An 18,070-nucleotide genomic window follows, 5' to 3' on the forward strand; every position below is an offset into this window, starting at 1 on the left:
TATAGGAGGATATACACATTGGATTTACTCTTAAAAATTAGTATTGTATTATTTGTTGGTGTTATTGGAGGAAGATTAGCTAAATATCTTAAACTTCCTAATGTAACAGGTTATTTAGTAGCTGGATTATTTATCGGTGCATCTTTTTTAGGAACAATTACTGAACAAGACATGGCAAGTTTTTCAATCATCAATGAAGTAGCATTAGCAACTATAGCTTTTAGCATAGGTAGTGAATTTGTGTTAAAGGATATGCTAAAGGTAGGTTCAAGTATTCTTATAATCACAATAGCTGAGGCCATTGGTGCTGTAATATTAGTATTTATAGTGACTTATTATGGATTTAATCAATCCTTTGCATTTAGTATTGTAATAGCATCTATGTCTGCAGCTACAGCTCCTGCTGCAACAATGATGGTAATTAGGCAATATAAAGCTCACGGCCCCCTTACAAGGACTATTTTACCGGTTGTTGCAATTGATGATGCTGTAGGAATTATGCTTTTTGGACTTGCTATGTCCTTAGCTAAAATATCTATTGATTCAACAAGCCATTCTTTTTTACAGATGATTAGTGCACCAATTATAGAAATTTTAGGCTCTCTTTTACTTGGATTTTTACTAGGAGCTATACTTACATTTGCAGCTAATAGAGCGAAGAGTAAAGAGGAGTTATTATCAACTGTATTAGCCTCAATTGCTGCTAGCACTGGACTAGCTAATTTATTAAATCTATCTCCCCTTTTAACTTGCATGATGCTTGGTGCAACTCTTGTAAATTTAATGCACAATTCAAATCGTGTATTTACACTTATAACGGATTTTACTCCTCCTATTTATTTGTTATTTTTTACTTTAGCAGGAGCCAGTTTAGATCTAGGTATTCTAGCTCAAGTTGGTGCTTTAGGTGTAGGATATGTTATAGCTAGAGCCACAGGAAAAATCCTTGGTGCTTTCTTAGGAGCAAAGGCTGTAAATGCAGATGATGCAGTGGTTAAATATTTAGGACTTAGTCTATTGCCACAGGGTGGTGTTTCCATAGGATTATCCATAATAGTAAGGCAAGAATTGCCACAATTTGCCGCCGCCATAACTACAGTTATTCTATTTAGCGTATTAGTTTATGAAATTTCAGGACCTATTCTAGCAAAAATCGCCATAGAAAAAGCTGGAGAAGTTAATGGATTAAATAAGGTTTCAAAGCAAGCCTGTTAAATACAATAGAAATCATTGGAAAAGCACTCTTTTTTGTATATAATTTAAATGACTAATTATATGATGAAAGTTGGTGATACAATGTACGTATTATTTCTAGTACTTAATGAGGTTGATTACTTAGACGATATTCTATCTACCTTTTTAGATATTGGTGTAAAAGGTGCAACAATTTTAGATAGCCAAGGAATGGGTAGTGTCCTAGTTAATGGTGAAAATGGGGACATACCTCTCTTTAGATCATTAAAAAGTTTTCTAGATAGTTCTAGACCTTATAACAAAACAATTTTTACCGTTATCCAAAGCGAAGAACTTGCTAAAAAGGCTATGAAAGCAGTTAATGACGTAGTTGGAGATATTTCAAGACCAGGTGTAGGTTTAATGTTTACAATTCCTATAGGTCATATTTATGGTATGAATGAAAATTGCTCCTATGAATAGTTTTTAAAATTCCTTACCAATTTTTAAGTTGATAATTGATAAGTATAAATAAAATTTTAACCATACTAAAACTTCTAAAAATATATTAAGGATTCTGCTTAATCAGAATCCTTTCTTCTTTAACTCTCCATTATCAACTCTTAATTTTTAAAGATGGCTTCCATGTTTTATTTTCAGTTGTGAAACTAAAGATTCGTCCATAAATTGAAATAAAGTAATACTTGAACATCCAATTAGGCAGCTTTTAAACTTTTTCTATTATAATTTTTTTATCTTTCAAAGATTTTACCATAAACTCCTTAATTCTTGGAGTTTAGAATTTATTTTTTGCACAAGGAGCTGCGCACTAATTATTTAATGCGCAGTCCTGTTATTCTATTCTCTTTTGTAAAAATCTTGGACTATTTCAATAAATGCCTGCATTTGCGGAGTCACCCATTTATTCTTATGATAAAGGAGCTGACTGCACATCTGAATCGTGGGGATATCCGTTTGAATCCGTGATAACGTGCCTTGCTTGATTGCTTTTTTTACTGAAAACAGAGGCAGAAAGGAAACTCCTACGCCTTCTTCAAGCAGATGGATTATGGTTTCGGTGTTGCCGATTTCCAACACAGGTCTGATGTCCATCTCCTGTGCGGCAAGCATCCTTTCCAGTTCATAACGATAGCTTCCACCCTTTTCCGTCAATATGAAGGGTTCTTTTATAATATCTTGTAGGTCAATCTTTTGTCCATCTATAAAAGAATGGCGGCTCGAGGTCACAAAAACAATATCTTCCTCCTGCTGCACGGCTCGTACCCATTCTGAACCGTATATCTTTTGATCTAATGTAAAGAGTAGATCTATATCATTGCATTTAATCATATTTATCAATTCTTCTGTCTTAGCGGTTTTTATAATTGTCTCTACCTGTGGACAAATGTGATGAAATTGCAACAATAGTTCAGGAAGTATAGCGGTACACAGGGATTCCACTCCTCCAATGCGAAGAGACCCTGTTGGAACATCAGCATTAGATGCAAAAGTCATAGCTGCATTTGTAACCCTCATGATTTCATTAGCATAAAGAATAAATGCCTCTCCTCTATCTGTCAAGTTCACTTGTTTGCCAATCCTTTCAAAAAGTTGTGTCCCAAGTTCTCTCTCCAATTGTTGCATCTGAATTGTGACGGTAGATTGAGAGTAACCCAGCTGCTCTGCTGCCTTTGAAAAATTTCTTGTTGCTGCTACCCTCAAAAAAGTTGCAATATTTCTAAACTCCATGTATATCACCTATTAATATTTTTAATGTATATTATGAAATCTATGAATTTCACAAATATATAGTTACATGCTACTATAGGTAGTGGGAGATGTCAATCTTTTAGTTTGACGTTTCTAATATACTATATATGTAAGGTGACGATAGAATGAATAAACAGAAAATGACATTAAATAATCAAATACAACATGCAGTTGAAGATTTTATTCAGGCATTTTGTGCTGACAGGCAGGAATTAGCTGCTAACAAAATTATGCATGAAGCCGATGAAAACCAAATTTCAAAACTTAAGAAAATTGACATACCCGCTAAGGGATGCCCTATAAATACAGTGGTAACCGAAATGATGGAAGACGTTTATAAATATAGAGCCTGCGTAAATCATCCCCGATTTTTTGGCTTCGTTCCGGGACCGGCGTCCATGCTATCCTGGTTAGGTGATGTTATGACATCCGCTTATAACATTCATGCTGCAAATTGGGCGACAAGCTCTGCAGCAAGCTGCATCGAAGAGAAATTGATTGACTGGCTCTGTTCTCAGGCTGGCTATACAAAGAAATCTGGTGGATTGTTTGTGTCTGGTGGTTCCATGGCTAATATGACAGCACTTACTGCCGCTCGTGATACGATATTGAAAGAGGAAAAACAACACTTAGGCGTTGCCTACGTTTCAGATCAAACTCATAGTTCTGTGGCAAAAGGCTTGCGCATTATCGGAATTCCAAACACCAGAATTAGGAAAATTCCTACTGATTCTTGGTTCCGAATGGATATGAATCAGTTAAAAGCTGCCATTGAAAAAGATATAGCGGATGGGCTTATTCCATTTGTTGTGATTGCAAGTGCCGGAAGTACCAATACTGGAAGTATTGATCCACTGCAGGAAATCTCCTCTTTGTGTCATAACTATGGCATATGGATGCATGTGGACGGCGCATACGGAGCTTCTGTGTTGTTGACGAAGAAATATAAGCATCTACTCAAAGGAATTGAAGCTGCAGACAGCATCAGTTGGGATGCGCATAAGTGGTTATTTCAAACCTATGGCTGCGGTATGGTTCTAGTAAAGGATAGATCAACCCTGTTCAACAGCTTCAGTACCCATCCAGAATACCTTAAGGATTTGGAAGCAAGGGAAGGTGAAGTAAACTATGGCGATATGGGAATGGAACTTACGCGACCAGCCCGTGGCCTGAAATTATGGTTTACTCTACAAGTAATGGGATCAGAGGCCATTGATGAAGCAATAGAGCATGGATTTCAACTTGCAGAATGGGCAGAGGATGAACTGAAAAAGAAAAGAGATTGGGAAATCATTTCTCATGCACAGCTTGCCATAGTAAATTTCCGTTTTGCTCCATCTGGCTTAACGGAAAAACAAATAGATGAACTTAATCAAAACATCTCTAAAGCAATCATTGATAACGGCTACGCAGGTGTCTTTACTACAGAATTAAACGGCAAAAAGGTTTTACGTATTTGTGCACTTCACCCTGATACTACAGAGAGTGATATGAGAAACACAATCCGTCTGTTGAATGATTATGCCCAAGAGTTTTATCAACCGATGAGAGCAATGAGAATTAGCAGTTAAGGCTTTTAATAACTTATATTTTATAGATTGAGTTATTAAATTAAAAGGTTGTTGTACTACAGAAGAAAAATTACAAATAAAGCCTGCTCTCTTTGCAGGCCAGGCTTTTTTATTATGTGCTTTAGCCTGTTGAGAATGGACGTTATATGGGCATTTAACACAGGCTAAAGCACATATAAATACAAAAAAGTCAAGTGCTGTTGCAGTTGGCTTCTTTGTATTTATATTGTTTTATATCCTAATTGATCTAGAATTATTAAATCTCTTGCTAAAGTTACAAAGTCATAGTAAAAATAGACTATTTTTACTATGACACTTTAACTATTATATCTAGTAAGCTTTATTTAATTTTCAGCTCCTAAAATAATAGAAATTCTTATTGATTTTAGATAATATGTTAAGTATTTATTTGTTCTAAAATCTCATTAAGCCATAAGTTAACTAAGTTTATTGCCCCACGAAAGCCTATAAATGGTGATTCATAAGGATTTAATCTCCATTTTATATCGGGGTTAGATATTTGAAGATCTATGTTTCTTTTTGCCCATTTCAAAGTTTCTCCGCTTGCCATTAAAAGTCCATTTTTCTCTGATGCTATAACCTGTACCCATTCATCTTCCGAAAAATAAGGGATTTCTTCGCTTGTCATACTTTTACAATCACACCAACAAGTTCCCCTAATTAGCGATAATTCTTGTTCTGCATAAGAAAGAATACCTTTTACCACATCAGCATGACCTCCTAATGAAATTCTTCCTCCATCAGGATGTTCTCGTATTATATGTTTAAAGGCAGTAATTGCAGGTGAAGTTTGATTCATAATTTTTTCTTTTTCTAATTTTATAAAGCTATTATCTGGAGTTAATCCAGAAATCTTAGCTATCTTATCTATCCATCGAAGAGTTCCCTCAATTCCATAGGGTCTAGCTAATAAATATGGCGTTCCAAATCTCTCTTTTAGTTGTTTTGCAGCAGGTTCACCCTCTCGTCGTATTACTAAATTAATATGGGCACCACCCATATTCTCAATTTCTTCCACAGATGTACCAGAGGTCATAACACAAAGTTTTTTCATACCAAAAGCACCCTTCATTATGCGGATAAGTTCTTCTGCATCAGCGTGAAAGCGAAATAAATCAGCACAGGAACCAATTATATTAAAAGTAGGCTCTTCTGTTTTTTCTATATCCTTTGGTAATGTTTTTGCAAGAAGCAAAAGTGCTTCCTGAACACCACGATGTCCACATATATCAAAACCTCCATATCCAAATGGAAGTAAAGGAATATTAGGATATTCCGGTTGTAATTCTTCGCATATAGCCATTAGGTCCGTTCCAATAATCGTTGGTACTGAAGATGGTAGCAAGAAAACAATCTTAGGCTTATCCCTTTCTACAATTTGAGCAATAGCACGATTAAGTCTGTTAGTATCACCTAATGAAATATCTGTTTCATCAATGTGAGTAGAGTATAGTTTGCACCCTTCAGATATCCCAGCTTGATTTAAAAACATTCGTCCATACTGCATGTGTCCCATACATCCGTATTCAATCAAAGCAGCGTCACGTATTGAAGCAAGGGTCCATAATGCCCCCATTCTACCTGACATTGGTGGTTTGAATTTATGAATTCCCATTGCTGTTCCTCCTTATTTCCTGCATGTTTACTTTTTCATACACATTTAGCATCCTACTTAATAAAGCTACTGTTCTTTCATAGCCCATTTGTCCATACAAGTCCTCTAAGTATGGTACGCAAGGAACTGAAACTGAATCTTTTAGAAGTTGTCCTAAAGAAAATTCTGTTTTAATACGTTCCAAAAGAGCTATATCAGCATTATTATTTACCATATGACATATCATAGGATCATAACCTTGCTTTTTAATAGCTTTTGCCCATTTTCTATCATCAGGATAAAATTCATCCATATGTAACAGTATAGGATTCATTTCAAATTTAGTTAAATATAAGACAAGAGGTAAAGGCATCATGGCACCAATATGAGTCAAAATATAGTTTTTCTCTTTTAACACATCTTTTGCCTGATTTTGTAGTGTAATAGCTTTTTCTCTTGATTCATCAAATTCATGGTTAAATTTAATTTTCAATGCTTTTGCTACAGCTTCATAAATGTTATCAATTTCAGATACATCATAAATTTCATGAAGACTTATAAATGGAACTTGAAACTTCTCCCACATCATTTCGGCTAAAGGATTCATGAAAGGTGAAAGTACAAGATTAAGAGCTGCATCTGGTGAAACAATAAAATCCTCAACATCAGATTTTGGAGCAAGCATTCTAAGGTAAAATCCTCTTTTCTCCAATGCTGTTAATAACTCAGGCATAGGAACATGTTTTTCTCTCGGACTACGACCAAGAATATTGATTGTATCAGCTCTTGTTTTTCCCCTCTTCATTAAGCTTTCAAATGCTACTAAGGTTTTCCAATAACCTGAAGGATAACTATTACACTTAAAATGTGCCATTAATACAAATGTAAGTTGTGCTGAAACTTGAGGCTGTAGCTCATGTACAATTGCCTCTATATCTTCACCAATTACCTCTGGAACACAGGTTAAAATTATCATAATGGCTTTTGCACCGGACTTATCCATTTCTTTGATAGCTTTAATCAATCCCTTGCGACATCCAAATACAACCTCGGTTGAATCTAAAATATACGTCCAATGTAGCTCACCTTCTTCGTTTTTAATACGAGAAATAATATTACGACTATAGGTTCCACATTCTGGTGTGCCTACAACCAATGTAGACATCCCCTTAACTTGTGCACTAAGTGCCAATGCAGTATGCATAGGACAGTGATTTCCCGGGAAAGCGGCTGGAGTTAGAAACTTTACACCAGCATTTGTCTTAACTGAAGATAAAGGCTTTAAATGTTCTAATTCCTTCATTATCACTTTCCTCCCTCCAATAGAATTTTTGCTAAAGCTCGGTAATTCTTTGTCATCTCACATTCTGGGAAAGCTTCAACTACAGTTTTTCCTAATGCCTCAGCCTTCTGTACATAGGGATCTCGTGACATGGAATAAATTACTGGGCTTTCAATTTCCTCTGCAACTTTTCTAACTAATTCTTGTTCATTTTCAATGTTTTTAGAGTTGAGTATCAGTCCTCGAAGAGATGCATATCCACGTTTACCAAAGCTTTTAACAGCATGTGCAATATTTGTAGCTGCGTAAAGTGACATCATTTCCCCTGATGTTACTATACATACCTCATCAGCATATCCTCCTCTAATAGGCATAGCAAATCCGCCACATACCACATCCCCCAACACATCGTAGAGGATAACATCCGGCTTATACACTTCATATGCATCTAATTCTTCCAATTTTTCAAAAGCAGTGATTATTCCACGACCAGCACAACCTACACCGGGAACTGGCCCTCCTGATTCTACGCACAAAACCCCAGTACTACTTTTAAATACAAGGTCATCTAGATTGATATCCCCTTTTTCTCTCAAAGTATCCAATACTGTGGGGATGTTTTTACCACCAGTTAGATTGCGAGTAGAGTCCGCCTTAGGATCACATCCAATCTGCATTACTGTTAGTCCCATTTCTGCCATAGCTGCGGATACATTGGATACTGTAGTGGACTTACCAATGCCGCCTTTTCCATAAATCGCAATTTTTTTCATATAACCATCTCCCTTTAATACTATTTCTACTACTTGATTAGTTCATAGGAAATACATGTGGGACGGCCTGTTTTAGATCCCCACACAATCTCCGCATCAATATTGAAAGTATCTTTTAAAACCTTTGTAGTCATAATTTCTTTAGGTGTTCCATGACTTATAATACTTCCACTACGCATTGCTATCATATGATCGGCAAAACGTGCCGCTAAATTTAAATCATGGAGCACCATAACGATTGTACGATTTTGTTCCCGATTCAAATTGTATAAAAGCTCCAACAGCTCTAGCTGATATGTCATATCCAAATAAGTGGTAGGTTCATCTAACAATATCAAATCAGTTTGTTGTGCTAATGCCATTGCAATCCATACTCTCTGACGCTGACCCCCTGAAAGGTTATCCACCGCAGTGGTTTCAAGTTCAGTTAACTTTGTAATCTCTAATGCCCACGCAACTATTTTCTTATCTTCAGAGGACAGTTTACCAAGTCCCCTCTGATAGGGAAAACGACCATAGGATACAAGCTCACCAACAGTAATACCTGGTTGAGCCTGAGGAGTTTGGGGCAATATCGCCATCTTTTGTGCCACATCCTTAGTGGAAAATTTTCTAATATCATCACCATTTAAGTACACCATGCCATTTTTAGGCTTTAAAATACGCCCTATAGTTTTCAGTACAGTTGATTTTCCACAGCCATTGGGACCAATTATGGTAGTTATCTTACCCTTAGGTATATTCATATTCAAATCATCGACTATGAGTTTATAATCATATGCAATGGATAAATGCTTTGTTGCAATACTGTTCATAAGTGGTTACTCCTTATATCAAATACATATTTTCTTATAGTAAAATTTGTTAACTTAGAATTCTAAGCATAAGTGTAAAATTAAATCATATTTTGCATTATTAATAATTGAGAATACAGCCCCTCTTCCACTTAATTCTCCTATTGTTATTGGTTGCTACGAGAAAGGAGATAAAGAAAATATGGTGCCCCTATAACAGCTACCACAATTCCTGTTGGAATTTCAGAAGGTTGAATTATAACACGTCCAATAGTGTCTGCAATAGATACTAATAAAGCACCAACAAGTGAAGTAGTCAATAAAAGTGTACGATGACGTGATCCAACAAGTCGCCTTGATAAATGTGGTGATATGAGGCCAACAAAGCTAATACTTCCACTAACAGATACACATGAAGCAGCAAGCCCAACAGCCACCGTAAGTAATCTTCTACGCTCTTTCTCTACTGAAACACCAAGTCCATAGGCTATATCGTCGCTAAGGTTTAATATATCCATAACAGATGCTTTGGTTAATGTATAAGGAATTAATACCAATAACCATGGCAATAATGCTAAAACAAAATTCCAATTTGACCCCCAAATACTTCCTGACATCCAAGCAACAACAAAGTTATACTGTGTTTCATCTAACTTCACCACCAATAAAGTGGTTAATGCAGAAACCCCAGCTTGTACTGCAACTCCTGTTAAAATAAGTCGCATAGTTGTGACACCTTCATTTTTCTTATAAGAAAAAATGTACACTAAAACTGCCGTTGCCCCTGCCCCTATCAATGCTAGAAAAGGTAAAGTAAATACTGATAGAAAGGATTCCGTACTAAAAATCATTACATACAAAATTACCATTAAACTAGCGCCTGCATTAATACCTAAAAGCCCTGAATCGGCTAAAGGATTTTTTGCTACATTTTGTATTATGCATCCTGATAGAGCTAGTCCCATTCCTGTCAGCATTGAGATAACTATACGAGGTAGCCTAAAATCAAATAAAATCATCTTTTCTTGGTCTGTACCTTCCCCAAATAAAGTCCTTAAAGTATCAAGTGGAGATATTTTAATATATCCAGCATTCATACTTATAATTAAGGAGATTATAAGTAATACTAAACATCCAATTATAATTAATGTATTACGAATAGCTATCTTACGTTTATATGCTTCAGTTATTTGTTGTTGTTCTTTCATTACATTGCGCTCCTTTGCTTACGAGCTAAGTTTAAGAATAATGGCACACCAATTAAAGAAATTATAACACCTATTGGAGTTTCAAAAGGAGGGTTTAAGGTTCTTGCCCCTAGATCAGCCAATACAACTATCAAAGCTCCTATTACTGCTGTAGAAGGAATAATTAATCTATAGTCCATCCCCACAAAGAAACGTGCAATATGAGGAACAATCAACCCTACAAATCCAACTGCACCTACTACAGATACAGAGGCTCCTACCAAAATGAGAACTATAAATGAAGATAATGCATTTACTACTTTTATATTTGTTCCCAATCCCTTAGCAGTATCTTGACCTAAACTTAAAATAGAAATAGAACGTGATAATCCAATTGCCCCTATTAATCCCCCAATTATCAAAGGAAACATTATTCTAACCTGCTCCCAATTAGAGCCAGCAACACCACCAACTGTCCAAAACATTATGCTTTGAGCCACATTAAAATAAAGGGCAATCCCCTGACTAAGTGCTATAAGCAATGTATTGACAGCTGCACCTGCCAATACAAGACGAATAGGTGTTGCTCCCCCTTTTCCCATAGAAGCAATTCCATTAACTAATCCAGCTCCAAAAGCTGCTCCTAAAAAAGAGATCAATATAATATGCATATATTTCATTTCGGGAAAGAAGGCAAAACATATTGAAAGAGCAAATGCTGCCCCAGCATTAAGCCCTAGTAAACCTGAATCAGCTAGTGGGTTTCCTGTAGTTCCTTGCATAATTGCTCCTGAGACAGCAAGAGCAGCACCAACTAGAGCACTTGCTATAACACGAGGTATACGGATATTAAGTATAATAAGATGATTCATTTCTCCATCATTGAAATGAAATAGAGCATCCCAAACAGAAGATACTGAAATATTTGCTGCTCCCTTGGTAATAGAAAATATCATAATAAAAATAAGTAATCCTAGTCCACCCAATAGAATAAACCACATCGCCCATATATGACCTTTTTTCTTCATATAACTGCTACCTCCTCATTACTGTAAACTGTCTTTATTAGGTCACAGAAATCACAAACTTTTATTTAAATCTAATATAGTCTGTGAATAAAGGTTATTTTGATAGGGCTTTTATTAAATTTTTAGCTGCAATCTGCAATGCTAGTGGACTTTCACTATTTAAAGAATCATCGAAAAATAAAATATTATCGTTCTTTACTGCGTTAAGTGACTGCCATACTGGAGAAGATTTTTCTTTTTCAATAGCAGAATTAACAATATCCTGAAAATGTCTAAATATAATATAATCTGGATTCATCTGAGATAAACCTTCTAATGAAATAACCTCACTATTTTCAGGGTAACCATTAGGTATTGACAAATTAAAACCATCATCCTTGTTATAATAAATGGTATTACTTGAGCCAAATGCAACAAAATTTCCCTTTCCATCAACTCGAAGTAAAGCAAATGATTTGTCTTTATGCTTTTCTAATAGCTCTCTAGTTTTTTGAATTTCATCTTCAGTTTCATTTATAATTTTAGTAGCTAACTCATCTTTTCCAACAATTTGTGCACATTGCATAGTTTTATTTTGCCAAGAATCTTTAAAATCTATTTGAACCACAGGAGCTATTTTAGCTAATTTATCATATATCTTATCTACATGACCTTTAAATGTCACAATTACATCTGGCTTGGATTCAAGAATTGCCTCTATGTTTAAATCTCTAGCACTACCTAAATCTATAATATTAGCTGTACCAGCATATGGCTTAAGGGTTTCAAATTCATCTAAAGCTTTCATTGCGTTACCAACCGTTGCTCCAGCAGAAGCAGTTGGTGGTGTTTCCAAAGCAAAAAAATAATCCAAAAACGCCGCATGAAGAATTGCTATTCTCTCAGGTTTTTCATCAAATTTAATCTCCTTTCCTGTTGCATCCTTTATAGTCCTAGGCCACTGAGAGTTTCCCTTATCTTCTACCTCTTTCGTAGATGTATTATCTGATTTACTTGCACTATCCTTATTATTAGCTCCACTACAACCAGATAGTATACCTATGATTAATGTAAGTGAGATAAATAATCCCATAAACTTTTTCATTTTCATTCCTCCTAAATAATAATTTCAATAATATAGATAAATTCCTTAAAGTTTAATATATAGCTAAACATAGCTACAGTCTTGAGTATTTCAATTCACAATGCAAAATTCACAATTATGGTGAAAATTAATTTTTACAAATTAATTTCTTTAAAAGATTTTTCAATAAAAGTGACTGTGTCACTTTTAAAAGGAATAAGTTCAAAACTTCTCTTATAAAAGAGAAGTATCCGTAATTGTCCATTGACAATCGTCAATTCTCAATTGTATAAGTGATTGTATCACTTCAAAAATAAATATTTTTAAATTTCTTAGCTTTTGCTGAGAAATATCCACAATTGTGAATTGTGAACTATGAATTGTGAATTCAATAGTTTCAACTATAATACTAAAAAACACCAATTATTTTTGCATATATTAATTTTAGAGATATTATATTCATATAATCATATTGATAAAGTTAGTCATGACTAATTTAGCTATGACTAATATAGCAAATAAAAAATACTATGAAAATGGATGATTACTGAATCCATAATGCATTATTCCTGAATTTCTCTTAAATTACAAATTAGAAAATTAATGGTATGATTGAATTTTTTTCATAAGGTAAGATGCAATCTCTATTGTGATTTAAAGAATAAATCAGTCTTAAAAGTCGTAAAAAATAGTTTAAACAAAAAAAGAAAGTTCTTAAATCCTTAAACAATAAGAATTTAAAAACTTCCTTTTATATACTTCAATATAAAAATTAATTAATATACCATGATTCAATTCTAGTAAAATGTAACACAGACTTGAATCATCACTCTTTATATCTGAACTTCTCACGAAACTTACTTGGCGAATCTCCAAATTGTTTTTTAAATCTCTTACTAAAATGATATGGATCATGATATCCAACGCTTTTTGCTATGGCTATTACGGGAGTATCAGTTGTTACTAACAATTCCCTTGCACGATTAAGTCTATGAATCATAAGATAATCTCCTGCCCCCATTCCTACATATTTTGAGAACACATAAAATAACCTATTCTCATTTACGCCATGTAGTTCTGCAAGAGAACGAATAGTAAGAGTATCCATATAGTACTCATGAATATAATCTGATACTTGTTTAAATAATATCCTATCATCACCATTTGATTGGTTATATGCACATGTAAAGATTTCATCTAATGCACAGCGAAATGCAGTATCTGTTTGAAATTTAGCAATTGATCCTGGTTGATTTGATACTCTCCATAATCGTTGTAACAACTCAACAAGCCGAGCACTTTGTCCTATAACAAGTTCAAAATGTGCATTCTCTAATGAAAATCCTTTTGGCTCTGGCTTACGCATACTGTAGAGAACTAAAATATAACTCCATTTTTTATCACCAACCACACTTTTACTCAAACTCATATTCGCGCCACCATGAATCACATTTCCAACACTTGCTATGTAAGAAGTGCCATTAAAAAGTAAGTCCGCTTGACCTCCTAATGGGAAAATAAATCCGGGAAAAGGTGCTGTTTTCATATTACCAGAACTTCCTGGTTCAATACTATAATTATATACTCCTTCTACTTGAAAAGCGGTATTAGCGAAATGTTCTACAAGATTAAGTAATTCTATCCCCATTTAATACCTCCTTTCACACTATGTTTTATAACAGCCATTTAATAATATTACTTTATAAAAAATAGTTCTATTAATCTATGATATGTGCTTAAATATTTAGCTCATTATAACTTAATTATTTATAGTTTACAATCTTCCTCTGGTATCATCATATAGACATCCCGTATAAAAACTTAAAATATACTTATGTGGATGATTTTTATATAAATTACTATATTTTATCCAATGGAATTTGAATTTCAGTCAAGTATTTATCAGGATTTCTCTCATTCCATGGTCCACGATGAACAATTTGCCTGCTTTGCCCAGTCATTTTATATTGATTGTGTTTCTGTAACCAATTAGCAAAGGCTAGAAATGCATTGGCAATATTCTTAAACTCACCATATACCATTGTGCAAGCCATTATTGGTATAGGTTCTGTATTGCGATATACAAATCCATTCATATTTTCCCCTATTTTGTCTACAGGTGCACATAGTTCAACATCAACATCTCTTTCTTTATATTCTGTATCATGATAAATAGAAAAAGTGTTATTGGAAATGGAAATATTATTTTCATCTGAAAACTCAGACATTTCTTTCCAAAGCTCACCTTCCCCATAATAGTCAGGAATTACTTTTCTCAAAGAAAGAACTTTATAACTAGGTATGCTTTTAATAGTAACATTGTAGTGAATTGACATTTTTTCCTCTTGAATATCTTTCATTGCTAATTCTATCTTACTCAATTTATCCTGTTCTTCCTTAATGGCATTCTCAATTTCTAAACGTTTATTTTCAAGTTGATTTGTAATAAAAGTATCATCCCAGCGACTAAGTGCAATTGCAATTTCTGATACATTAAATCCTATATCTCGTAGAAAAATAATTTTATTAAGAATAGGAATTTGCTCTGTAGAATATAACCTATAGCCAGAAAATTTATCTATTTTTGCAGGTTTTAATAGACCAGTTTCATCATAATATCTTAGCATTCTAACTGATACTTGGGTTAATTTAGAAAACTCACCTATCTTGAACATTACTATCACCCCTATATCAAGATATTATAGTGATTGTTCTACTAAACTTCAACATACTTTATTAAGGACGAACCATGAAGCAATGTACATCACAATATTATTAAACAACACCATAAATAAAGCAATTTTTATATTTATTGCTTTTTAGTGGTTTCCTCTTTAACTTCTAGATTTTATACTTTGATATGACAAAAATATGATAGTTTATAGTTCATCTATCGACCTACATATAAAACTAGAAATTAAATTCCTTTTCCCAATTAAAACTGCCAGATTCCTCTAAACTTTTGTACCAGTGACTGCACCATTCTGGCACACCAGGAGTCTCAATTCTGTCAAGGCTTGGTGTATATGGTTTTATGTCAAGTACAGGTGTACCATCATTAGCATCAATATAAGGAATTTGAATGATACCTTTCTCATAGTCAATGTAAATAATTTGCACTACAGTCAATGCAATAGGGTTTGGACGAATAGGTGACCTTGTAGCAAATATCCCCATTATATCTGGAGACTTTTTATATGGCTGTGATACTTCAAGTGTATTTCTTGCCTCTTCATTATCAAAGCCACTAAACCACCAAATCACATTAATATGACTAAACCCATCTAATGCCTGTAGAGCTGGAATATAACTTGGCTTAATTTCAATAACCATTTTCTCCTCATTGACGCTAATTTTTCCAATAGGACTTACTTGAAAACTTTTCATAACTCATTCCTCCACATGATTTTTATTTTCCCATAAACCCACTGTATACCCTGACATCATGTGAGAGTCAATATGAAAAATAATCCTCATTAATGTTTAAGCCCATTGATGAGGATTATCATTTTTGCCTTAATAGCTATTGAATTATATAACTTGATCAGTAAAGATTTTTTTCGTTTTACCTAAGTATATCAGTGATATTATAAAAAATAGAAGTATTGCACTCTCGTAATGAATAAGTTTATTATTTTCATTTGGTATAATGCGGCAGGAAAATCTATTAATGCATGTATCAATATTGCTATAAACAAATATATATTTTTTCTATATTTTATAGCATATAGAACTATCATTGTTAAGCCTATTTGTATCCCAAATGCAAATATTCTTTCCGTAAAACTAATTATAAAATTACTAACAGGTGTTTGTATCAGTATTTCTTTTAGTTTCAAAAGTTGACTTGCTTTAGAAGCAGGGACTTTTGAAACTATATTATATCAAATAACCCTCTATTTATTAAATTACTATATATTATAAATTGTACACTTGAAAAAACACCTATAATTATAGCTTCTATACCACCATGACCTATACCAAAAGCAATGCCATCTTTCCATTCATGATTATTTTTAAGAACTGTTTTAAAAGCAATAAATCTGCCCACTTCTTCAAATATACCCGCTGTTAATGCTCCATATATAGAAAAAAATATAGGATTTTTAATTAAATTATTTCCTATTACAACCATATGAAGAAGTCTTTCAAGTATTTGCGTAAAAATAAAGAAAACAATGGCACCTATAATAACAGGCTTTAAACTTATTTTTTCTTTCTTTTTAAAGTATATCAGTACAATTATCGGAAGTAAAACGCACATAGCTCCAGATATTCCCGCAGAAATTATTGATGCTGAGTTCACCAAAAAAATCCCCTCTTTTTTATATTGTTATGTTTGTTATATATATTATATAACAAATATAATAAAAAATCAATATTTATGATAATTTACTAATATTTATGGCAAATAGCTAAAAAACACAATTTTAATAAAAAAAGACTCTATTGAAATTTCTTTCAGTGGAATCTTTTTTATGCACCTACTTATCTTTTAAGTCCTTTAACTCATTGAAAAGAGCTTCTGTCTTTTCCTTCTCTTCGTAATTTATATAAATAATTTTTTCCTTTGTAGCTATTTTAATTACTGAATTTTTATCATCCTCTATAAATAATTTAACTCTATCTCCATCTTTTGTTCTAAATTGTCCCACCTTTTGTTCCCAATGGCTCCTCCATTTTGTTTAGCAGCTATTGGAGGAAGAGATTTTTCAAAAGACAATTCCACTATATCTTTTCTATCTATATTTTCAGAGTACATACCTTTAATAGTTACAACTTGTTCTCTTATTTGTAAATCAACTTTCATTGAAGTAGACGCATAAACTGTCATCACAATAGTACCTATTATCAATAATGCTGTAAGAGCCATAACTACTTTTCCCATAGGACGTGCAACATTTACGGTCCAACCCACGCCTGCCCTCTTTTCTACAAAAAATGCTGGATCATTTGGATTATAATAAATCATACCAAAAATGTAATTATCATCATCTTCTCTATTAATAACTAATGTATCTTTATCTTGTCTATCTTTCTCTATTGAAATATTTTTTCCGCTTTGTCCCACTTTATAGCTATATATAATCAATGCAAACCCTAAAATTATACTAAATATGCTCATAGTTGTTGCGATAATAAACTCATTTTTAGTTGATATTAAATTCATATTTCCCAAATTTATTGCAGTAAAAAGTATGGCTATAGCATAGGTAAACATAATTATAAATATTGACATTATCCTTCTAAATTTTATACTTTGAACTCTTATATCTTCAACATTTCCTCCATTTAAGTTTTGCTTTGATTTGCTAATTGATAAAAAACTAAAAAATAATACAATTATTGTAAAGAGGAAAGTTATTAATCCTATAATCTCTACTTCTTTCCAATTTCTTAATGCTATAAAAAACACCAATAGGAAAAGTAAAACTGGAGGAGCAAAATACCATTTACTTAACTTTTCATAATTTCTGCCCTTAGCCTTTATATCCACTACTACTATATTTTCATCAGTTAATAAATCTTCCCAGTTTTCTCTTTTTTTAATAGTTTTTACTCTTTTATTAGTCTTATAAAAGCACCAACTGTTCTCAAATATAAATAAAAATACGCTGAATATAAGTATAATTGACCAGTACTCTTCACTTACTTTAATCATTATTAATATACTTAAAAGTACAGTTAATAAAAAACATATATTTAAATTTCTTTTATAATTTTTATCTTCTTTTATCAAGTCTTCTTTTTCTCAAAACCTATTGGAATTCTAACTCCGTAAAAAACAGCTCTTTGAGAAAATTTCTGCATAAA

General features: G+C 33.2%; 18 protein-coding genes. 3 read left to right on the top strand and 15 right to left on the bottom strand.

What is annotated here, in order from left to right; all coding sequences use genetic code 11:
* Nucleotides 1-18 precede the first annotated feature (18 nt).
* Nucleotides 19-1,215: a cation:proton antiporter gene (locus ACWPW7_RS19930; protein ID WP_454054950.1), complete on the top strand. Its 1,197-nt coding sequence runs from the start codon at nt 19-21 to the stop codon at nt 1,213-1,215.
* Nucleotides 1,216-1,263: 48 nt separating this feature from the next.
* Nucleotides 1,264-1,656 (top strand): hypothetical protein, encoded by a 393-nt coding sequence (locus tag ACWPW7_RS19935; RefSeq protein ID WP_454054951.1) that lies wholly within the window; start codon nt 1,264-1,266, stop codon nt 1,654-1,656.
* Nucleotides 1,657-2,031: 375 nt separating this feature from the next.
* On the opposite strand, the gene ACWPW7_RS19940 is transcribed toward ACWPW7_RS19935, so the two are convergent.
* The gene (locus ACWPW7_RS19940; protein WP_454054952.1) at nt 2,032-2,922 is read right to left on the bottom strand and encodes a LysR family transcriptional regulator; all 891 of its coding nucleotides are present in this window, start codon (nt 2,920-2,922) and stop codon (nt 2,032-2,034) included.
* Between the two features lie 146 nt (nt 2,923-3,068).
* Here ACWPW7_RS19940 and ACWPW7_RS19945 point away from each other — a divergent pair, with 146 nt between their 5' ends.
* The gene (locus ACWPW7_RS19945) at nt 3,069-4,514 is read left to right on the top strand and encodes a pyridoxal phosphate-dependent decarboxylase family protein (protein ID WP_454054953.1); all 1,446 of its coding nucleotides are present in this window, start codon (nt 3,069-3,071) and stop codon (nt 4,512-4,514) included.
* A gap of 397 nt (nt 4,515-4,911) precedes the next feature.
* On the opposite strand, the gene ACWPW7_RS19950 is transcribed toward ACWPW7_RS19945, so the two are convergent.
* The 14 genes from ACWPW7_RS19950 to ACWPW7_RS20015 all read right to left on the bottom strand — a co-directional run bounded on the left by ACWPW7_RS19950 (nt 4,912) and on the right by ACWPW7_RS20015 (nt 17,996).
* Nucleotides 4,912-6,150 (bottom strand): nitrogenase component 1, encoded by a 1,239-nt coding sequence (locus tag ACWPW7_RS19950; protein ID WP_454054954.1) that lies wholly within the window; start codon nt 6,148-6,150, stop codon nt 4,912-4,914.
* The gene (locus ACWPW7_RS19955) at nt 6,137-7,432 is read right to left on the bottom strand and encodes a nitrogenase component 1 (protein ID WP_454054955.1); all 1,296 of its coding nucleotides are present in this window, start codon (nt 7,430-7,432) and stop codon (nt 6,137-6,139) included. Before ACWPW7_RS19955 ends, ACWPW7_RS19950 begins: the two co-directional genes overlap by 14 nt.
* 2 nt (nt 7,433-7,434) lie before the next feature.
* Entirely contained in the window at nt 7,435-8,184 is a 750-nt protein-coding gene (locus ACWPW7_RS19960) for a nucleotide-binding protein (RefSeq protein WP_454054956.1), read from the bottom strand.
* Nucleotides 8,185-8,213: 29 nt separating this feature from the next.
* Complete coding sequence (locus tag ACWPW7_RS19965; RefSeq protein WP_454054957.1) at nt 8,214-8,999, bottom strand: ABC transporter ATP-binding protein; 786 nt, start codon at nt 8,997-8,999, stop codon at nt 8,214-8,216.
* Nucleotides 9,000-9,145: 146 nt separating this feature from the next.
* Nucleotides 9,146-10,186, bottom strand: a complete 1,041-nt coding sequence (locus ACWPW7_RS19970) for a FecCD family ABC transporter permease (protein WP_454054958.1) — start codon at nt 10,184-10,186, stop codon at nt 9,146-9,148.
* On the bottom strand, nt 10,186-11,193 hold the full coding sequence (locus tag ACWPW7_RS19975; RefSeq protein WP_454054959.1) for a FecCD family ABC transporter permease: 1,008 nt from the start codon (nt 11,191-11,193) through the stop codon (nt 10,186-10,188). The genes ACWPW7_RS19970 and ACWPW7_RS19975 overlap by 1 nt, the downstream gene beginning before the upstream one ends.
* A gap of 94 nt (nt 11,194-11,287) precedes the next feature.
* Entirely contained in the window at nt 11,288-12,277 is a 990-nt protein-coding gene (locus ACWPW7_RS19980; protein WP_454054960.1) for an ABC transporter substrate-binding protein, read from the bottom strand.
* An 805-nt stretch (nt 12,278-13,082) separates the two neighbouring features.
* Nucleotides 13,083-13,904 (bottom strand): helix-turn-helix domain-containing protein, encoded by an 822-nt coding sequence (locus tag ACWPW7_RS19985; protein WP_454054961.1) that lies wholly within the window; start codon nt 13,902-13,904, stop codon nt 13,083-13,085.
* Between the two features lie 211 nt (nt 13,905-14,115).
* Nucleotides 14,116-14,931: a MerR family transcriptional regulator gene (locus tag ACWPW7_RS19990; RefSeq protein WP_454054962.1), complete on the bottom strand. Its 816-nt coding sequence runs from the start codon at nt 14,929-14,931 to the stop codon at nt 14,116-14,118.
* 235 nt (nt 14,932-15,166) lie between these two features.
* Entirely contained in the window at nt 15,167-15,643 is a 477-nt protein-coding gene (gene tsaA / locus ACWPW7_RS19995) for a tRNA (N6-threonylcarbamoyladenosine(37)-N6)-methyltransferase TrmO (RefSeq protein WP_454054963.1), read from the bottom strand.
* Nucleotides 15,644-15,843: 200 nt separating this feature from the next.
* Nucleotides 15,844-16,134: a YhfC family glutamic-type intramembrane protease gene (locus ACWPW7_RS20000; protein ID WP_454055547.1), complete on the bottom strand. Its 291-nt coding sequence runs from the start codon at nt 16,132-16,134 to the stop codon at nt 15,844-15,846.
* Entirely contained in the window at nt 16,131-16,562 is a 432-nt protein-coding gene (locus ACWPW7_RS20005) for a YhfC family glutamic-type intramembrane protease (RefSeq protein WP_454055548.1), read from the bottom strand. Before ACWPW7_RS20005 ends, ACWPW7_RS20000 begins: the two co-directional genes overlap by 4 nt.
* A 178-nt stretch (nt 16,563-16,740) precedes the next feature.
* Nucleotides 16,741-16,911, bottom strand: a complete 171-nt coding sequence (locus tag ACWPW7_RS20010; RefSeq protein WP_454054964.1) for a hypothetical protein — start codon at nt 16,909-16,911, stop codon at nt 16,741-16,743.
* On the bottom strand, nt 16,863-17,996 hold the full coding sequence (locus ACWPW7_RS20015; RefSeq protein WP_454054965.1) for a DUF5808 domain-containing protein: 1,134 nt from the start codon (nt 17,994-17,996) through the stop codon (nt 16,863-16,865). Before ACWPW7_RS20015 ends, ACWPW7_RS20010 begins: the two co-directional genes overlap by 49 nt.
* Nucleotides 17,997-18,070: the final 74 nt, after the last annotated feature.

This window comes from Clostridium sp. Marseille-Q7071 (assembly GCF_965112025.1).

Excerpts from the sequence above, each read along its gene's own strand:
- ACWPW7_RS19980 (WP_454054960.1), bottom strand. The coding sequence starts at position 12,277 with ATGAAAAAGTTTATGGGATTATTTATCTCACTTACATTAATCATAGGT.
- ACWPW7_RS19965 (WP_454054957.1), bottom strand. The coding sequence starts at position 8,999 with ATGAACAGTATTGCAACAAAGCATTTATCCATTGCATATGATTATAAA.
- ACWPW7_RS19940 (WP_454054952.1), bottom strand. The coding sequence starts at position 2,922 with ATGGAGTTTAGAAATATTGCAACTTTTTTGAGGGTAGCAGCAACAAGA.
- ACWPW7_RS19970 (WP_454054958.1), bottom strand. The coding sequence starts at position 10,186 with ATGAAAGAACAACAACAAATAACTGAAGCATATAAACGTAAGATAGCT.
- ACWPW7_RS19955 (WP_454054955.1), bottom strand. The coding sequence starts at position 7,432 with ATGAAGGAATTAGAACATTTAAAGCCTTTATCTTCAGTTAAGACAAAT.
- ACWPW7_RS19960 (WP_454054956.1), bottom strand. The coding sequence starts at position 8,184 with ATGAAAAAAATTGCGATTTATGGAAAAGGCGGCATTGGTAAGTCCACT.
- ACWPW7_RS19990 (WP_454054962.1), bottom strand. The coding sequence starts at position 14,931 with ATGTTCAAGATAGGTGAGTTTTCTAAATTAACCCAAGTATCAGTTAGA.
- ACWPW7_RS19945 (WP_454054953.1), top strand. The coding sequence starts at position 3,069 with ATGAATAAACAGAAAATGACATTAAATAATCAAATACAACATGCAGTT.
- ACWPW7_RS19985 (WP_454054961.1), bottom strand. The coding sequence starts at position 13,904 with ATGGGGATAGAATTACTTAATCTTGTAGAACATTTCGCTAATACCGCT.
- ACWPW7_RS19935 (WP_454054951.1), top strand. The coding sequence starts at position 1,264 with ATGACTAATTATATGATGAAAGTTGGTGATACAATGTACGTATTATTT.
- tsaA (WP_454054963.1), bottom strand. The coding sequence starts at position 15,643 with ATGAAAAGTTTTCAAGTAAGTCCTATTGGAAAAATTAGCGTCAATGAG.
- ACWPW7_RS19950 (WP_454054954.1), bottom strand. The coding sequence starts at position 6,150 with ATGGGAATTCATAAATTCAAACCACCAATGTCAGGTAGAATGGGGGCA.
- ACWPW7_RS19975 (WP_454054959.1), bottom strand. The coding sequence starts at position 11,193 with ATGAAGAAAAAAGGTCATATATGGGCGATGTGGTTTATTCTATTGGGT.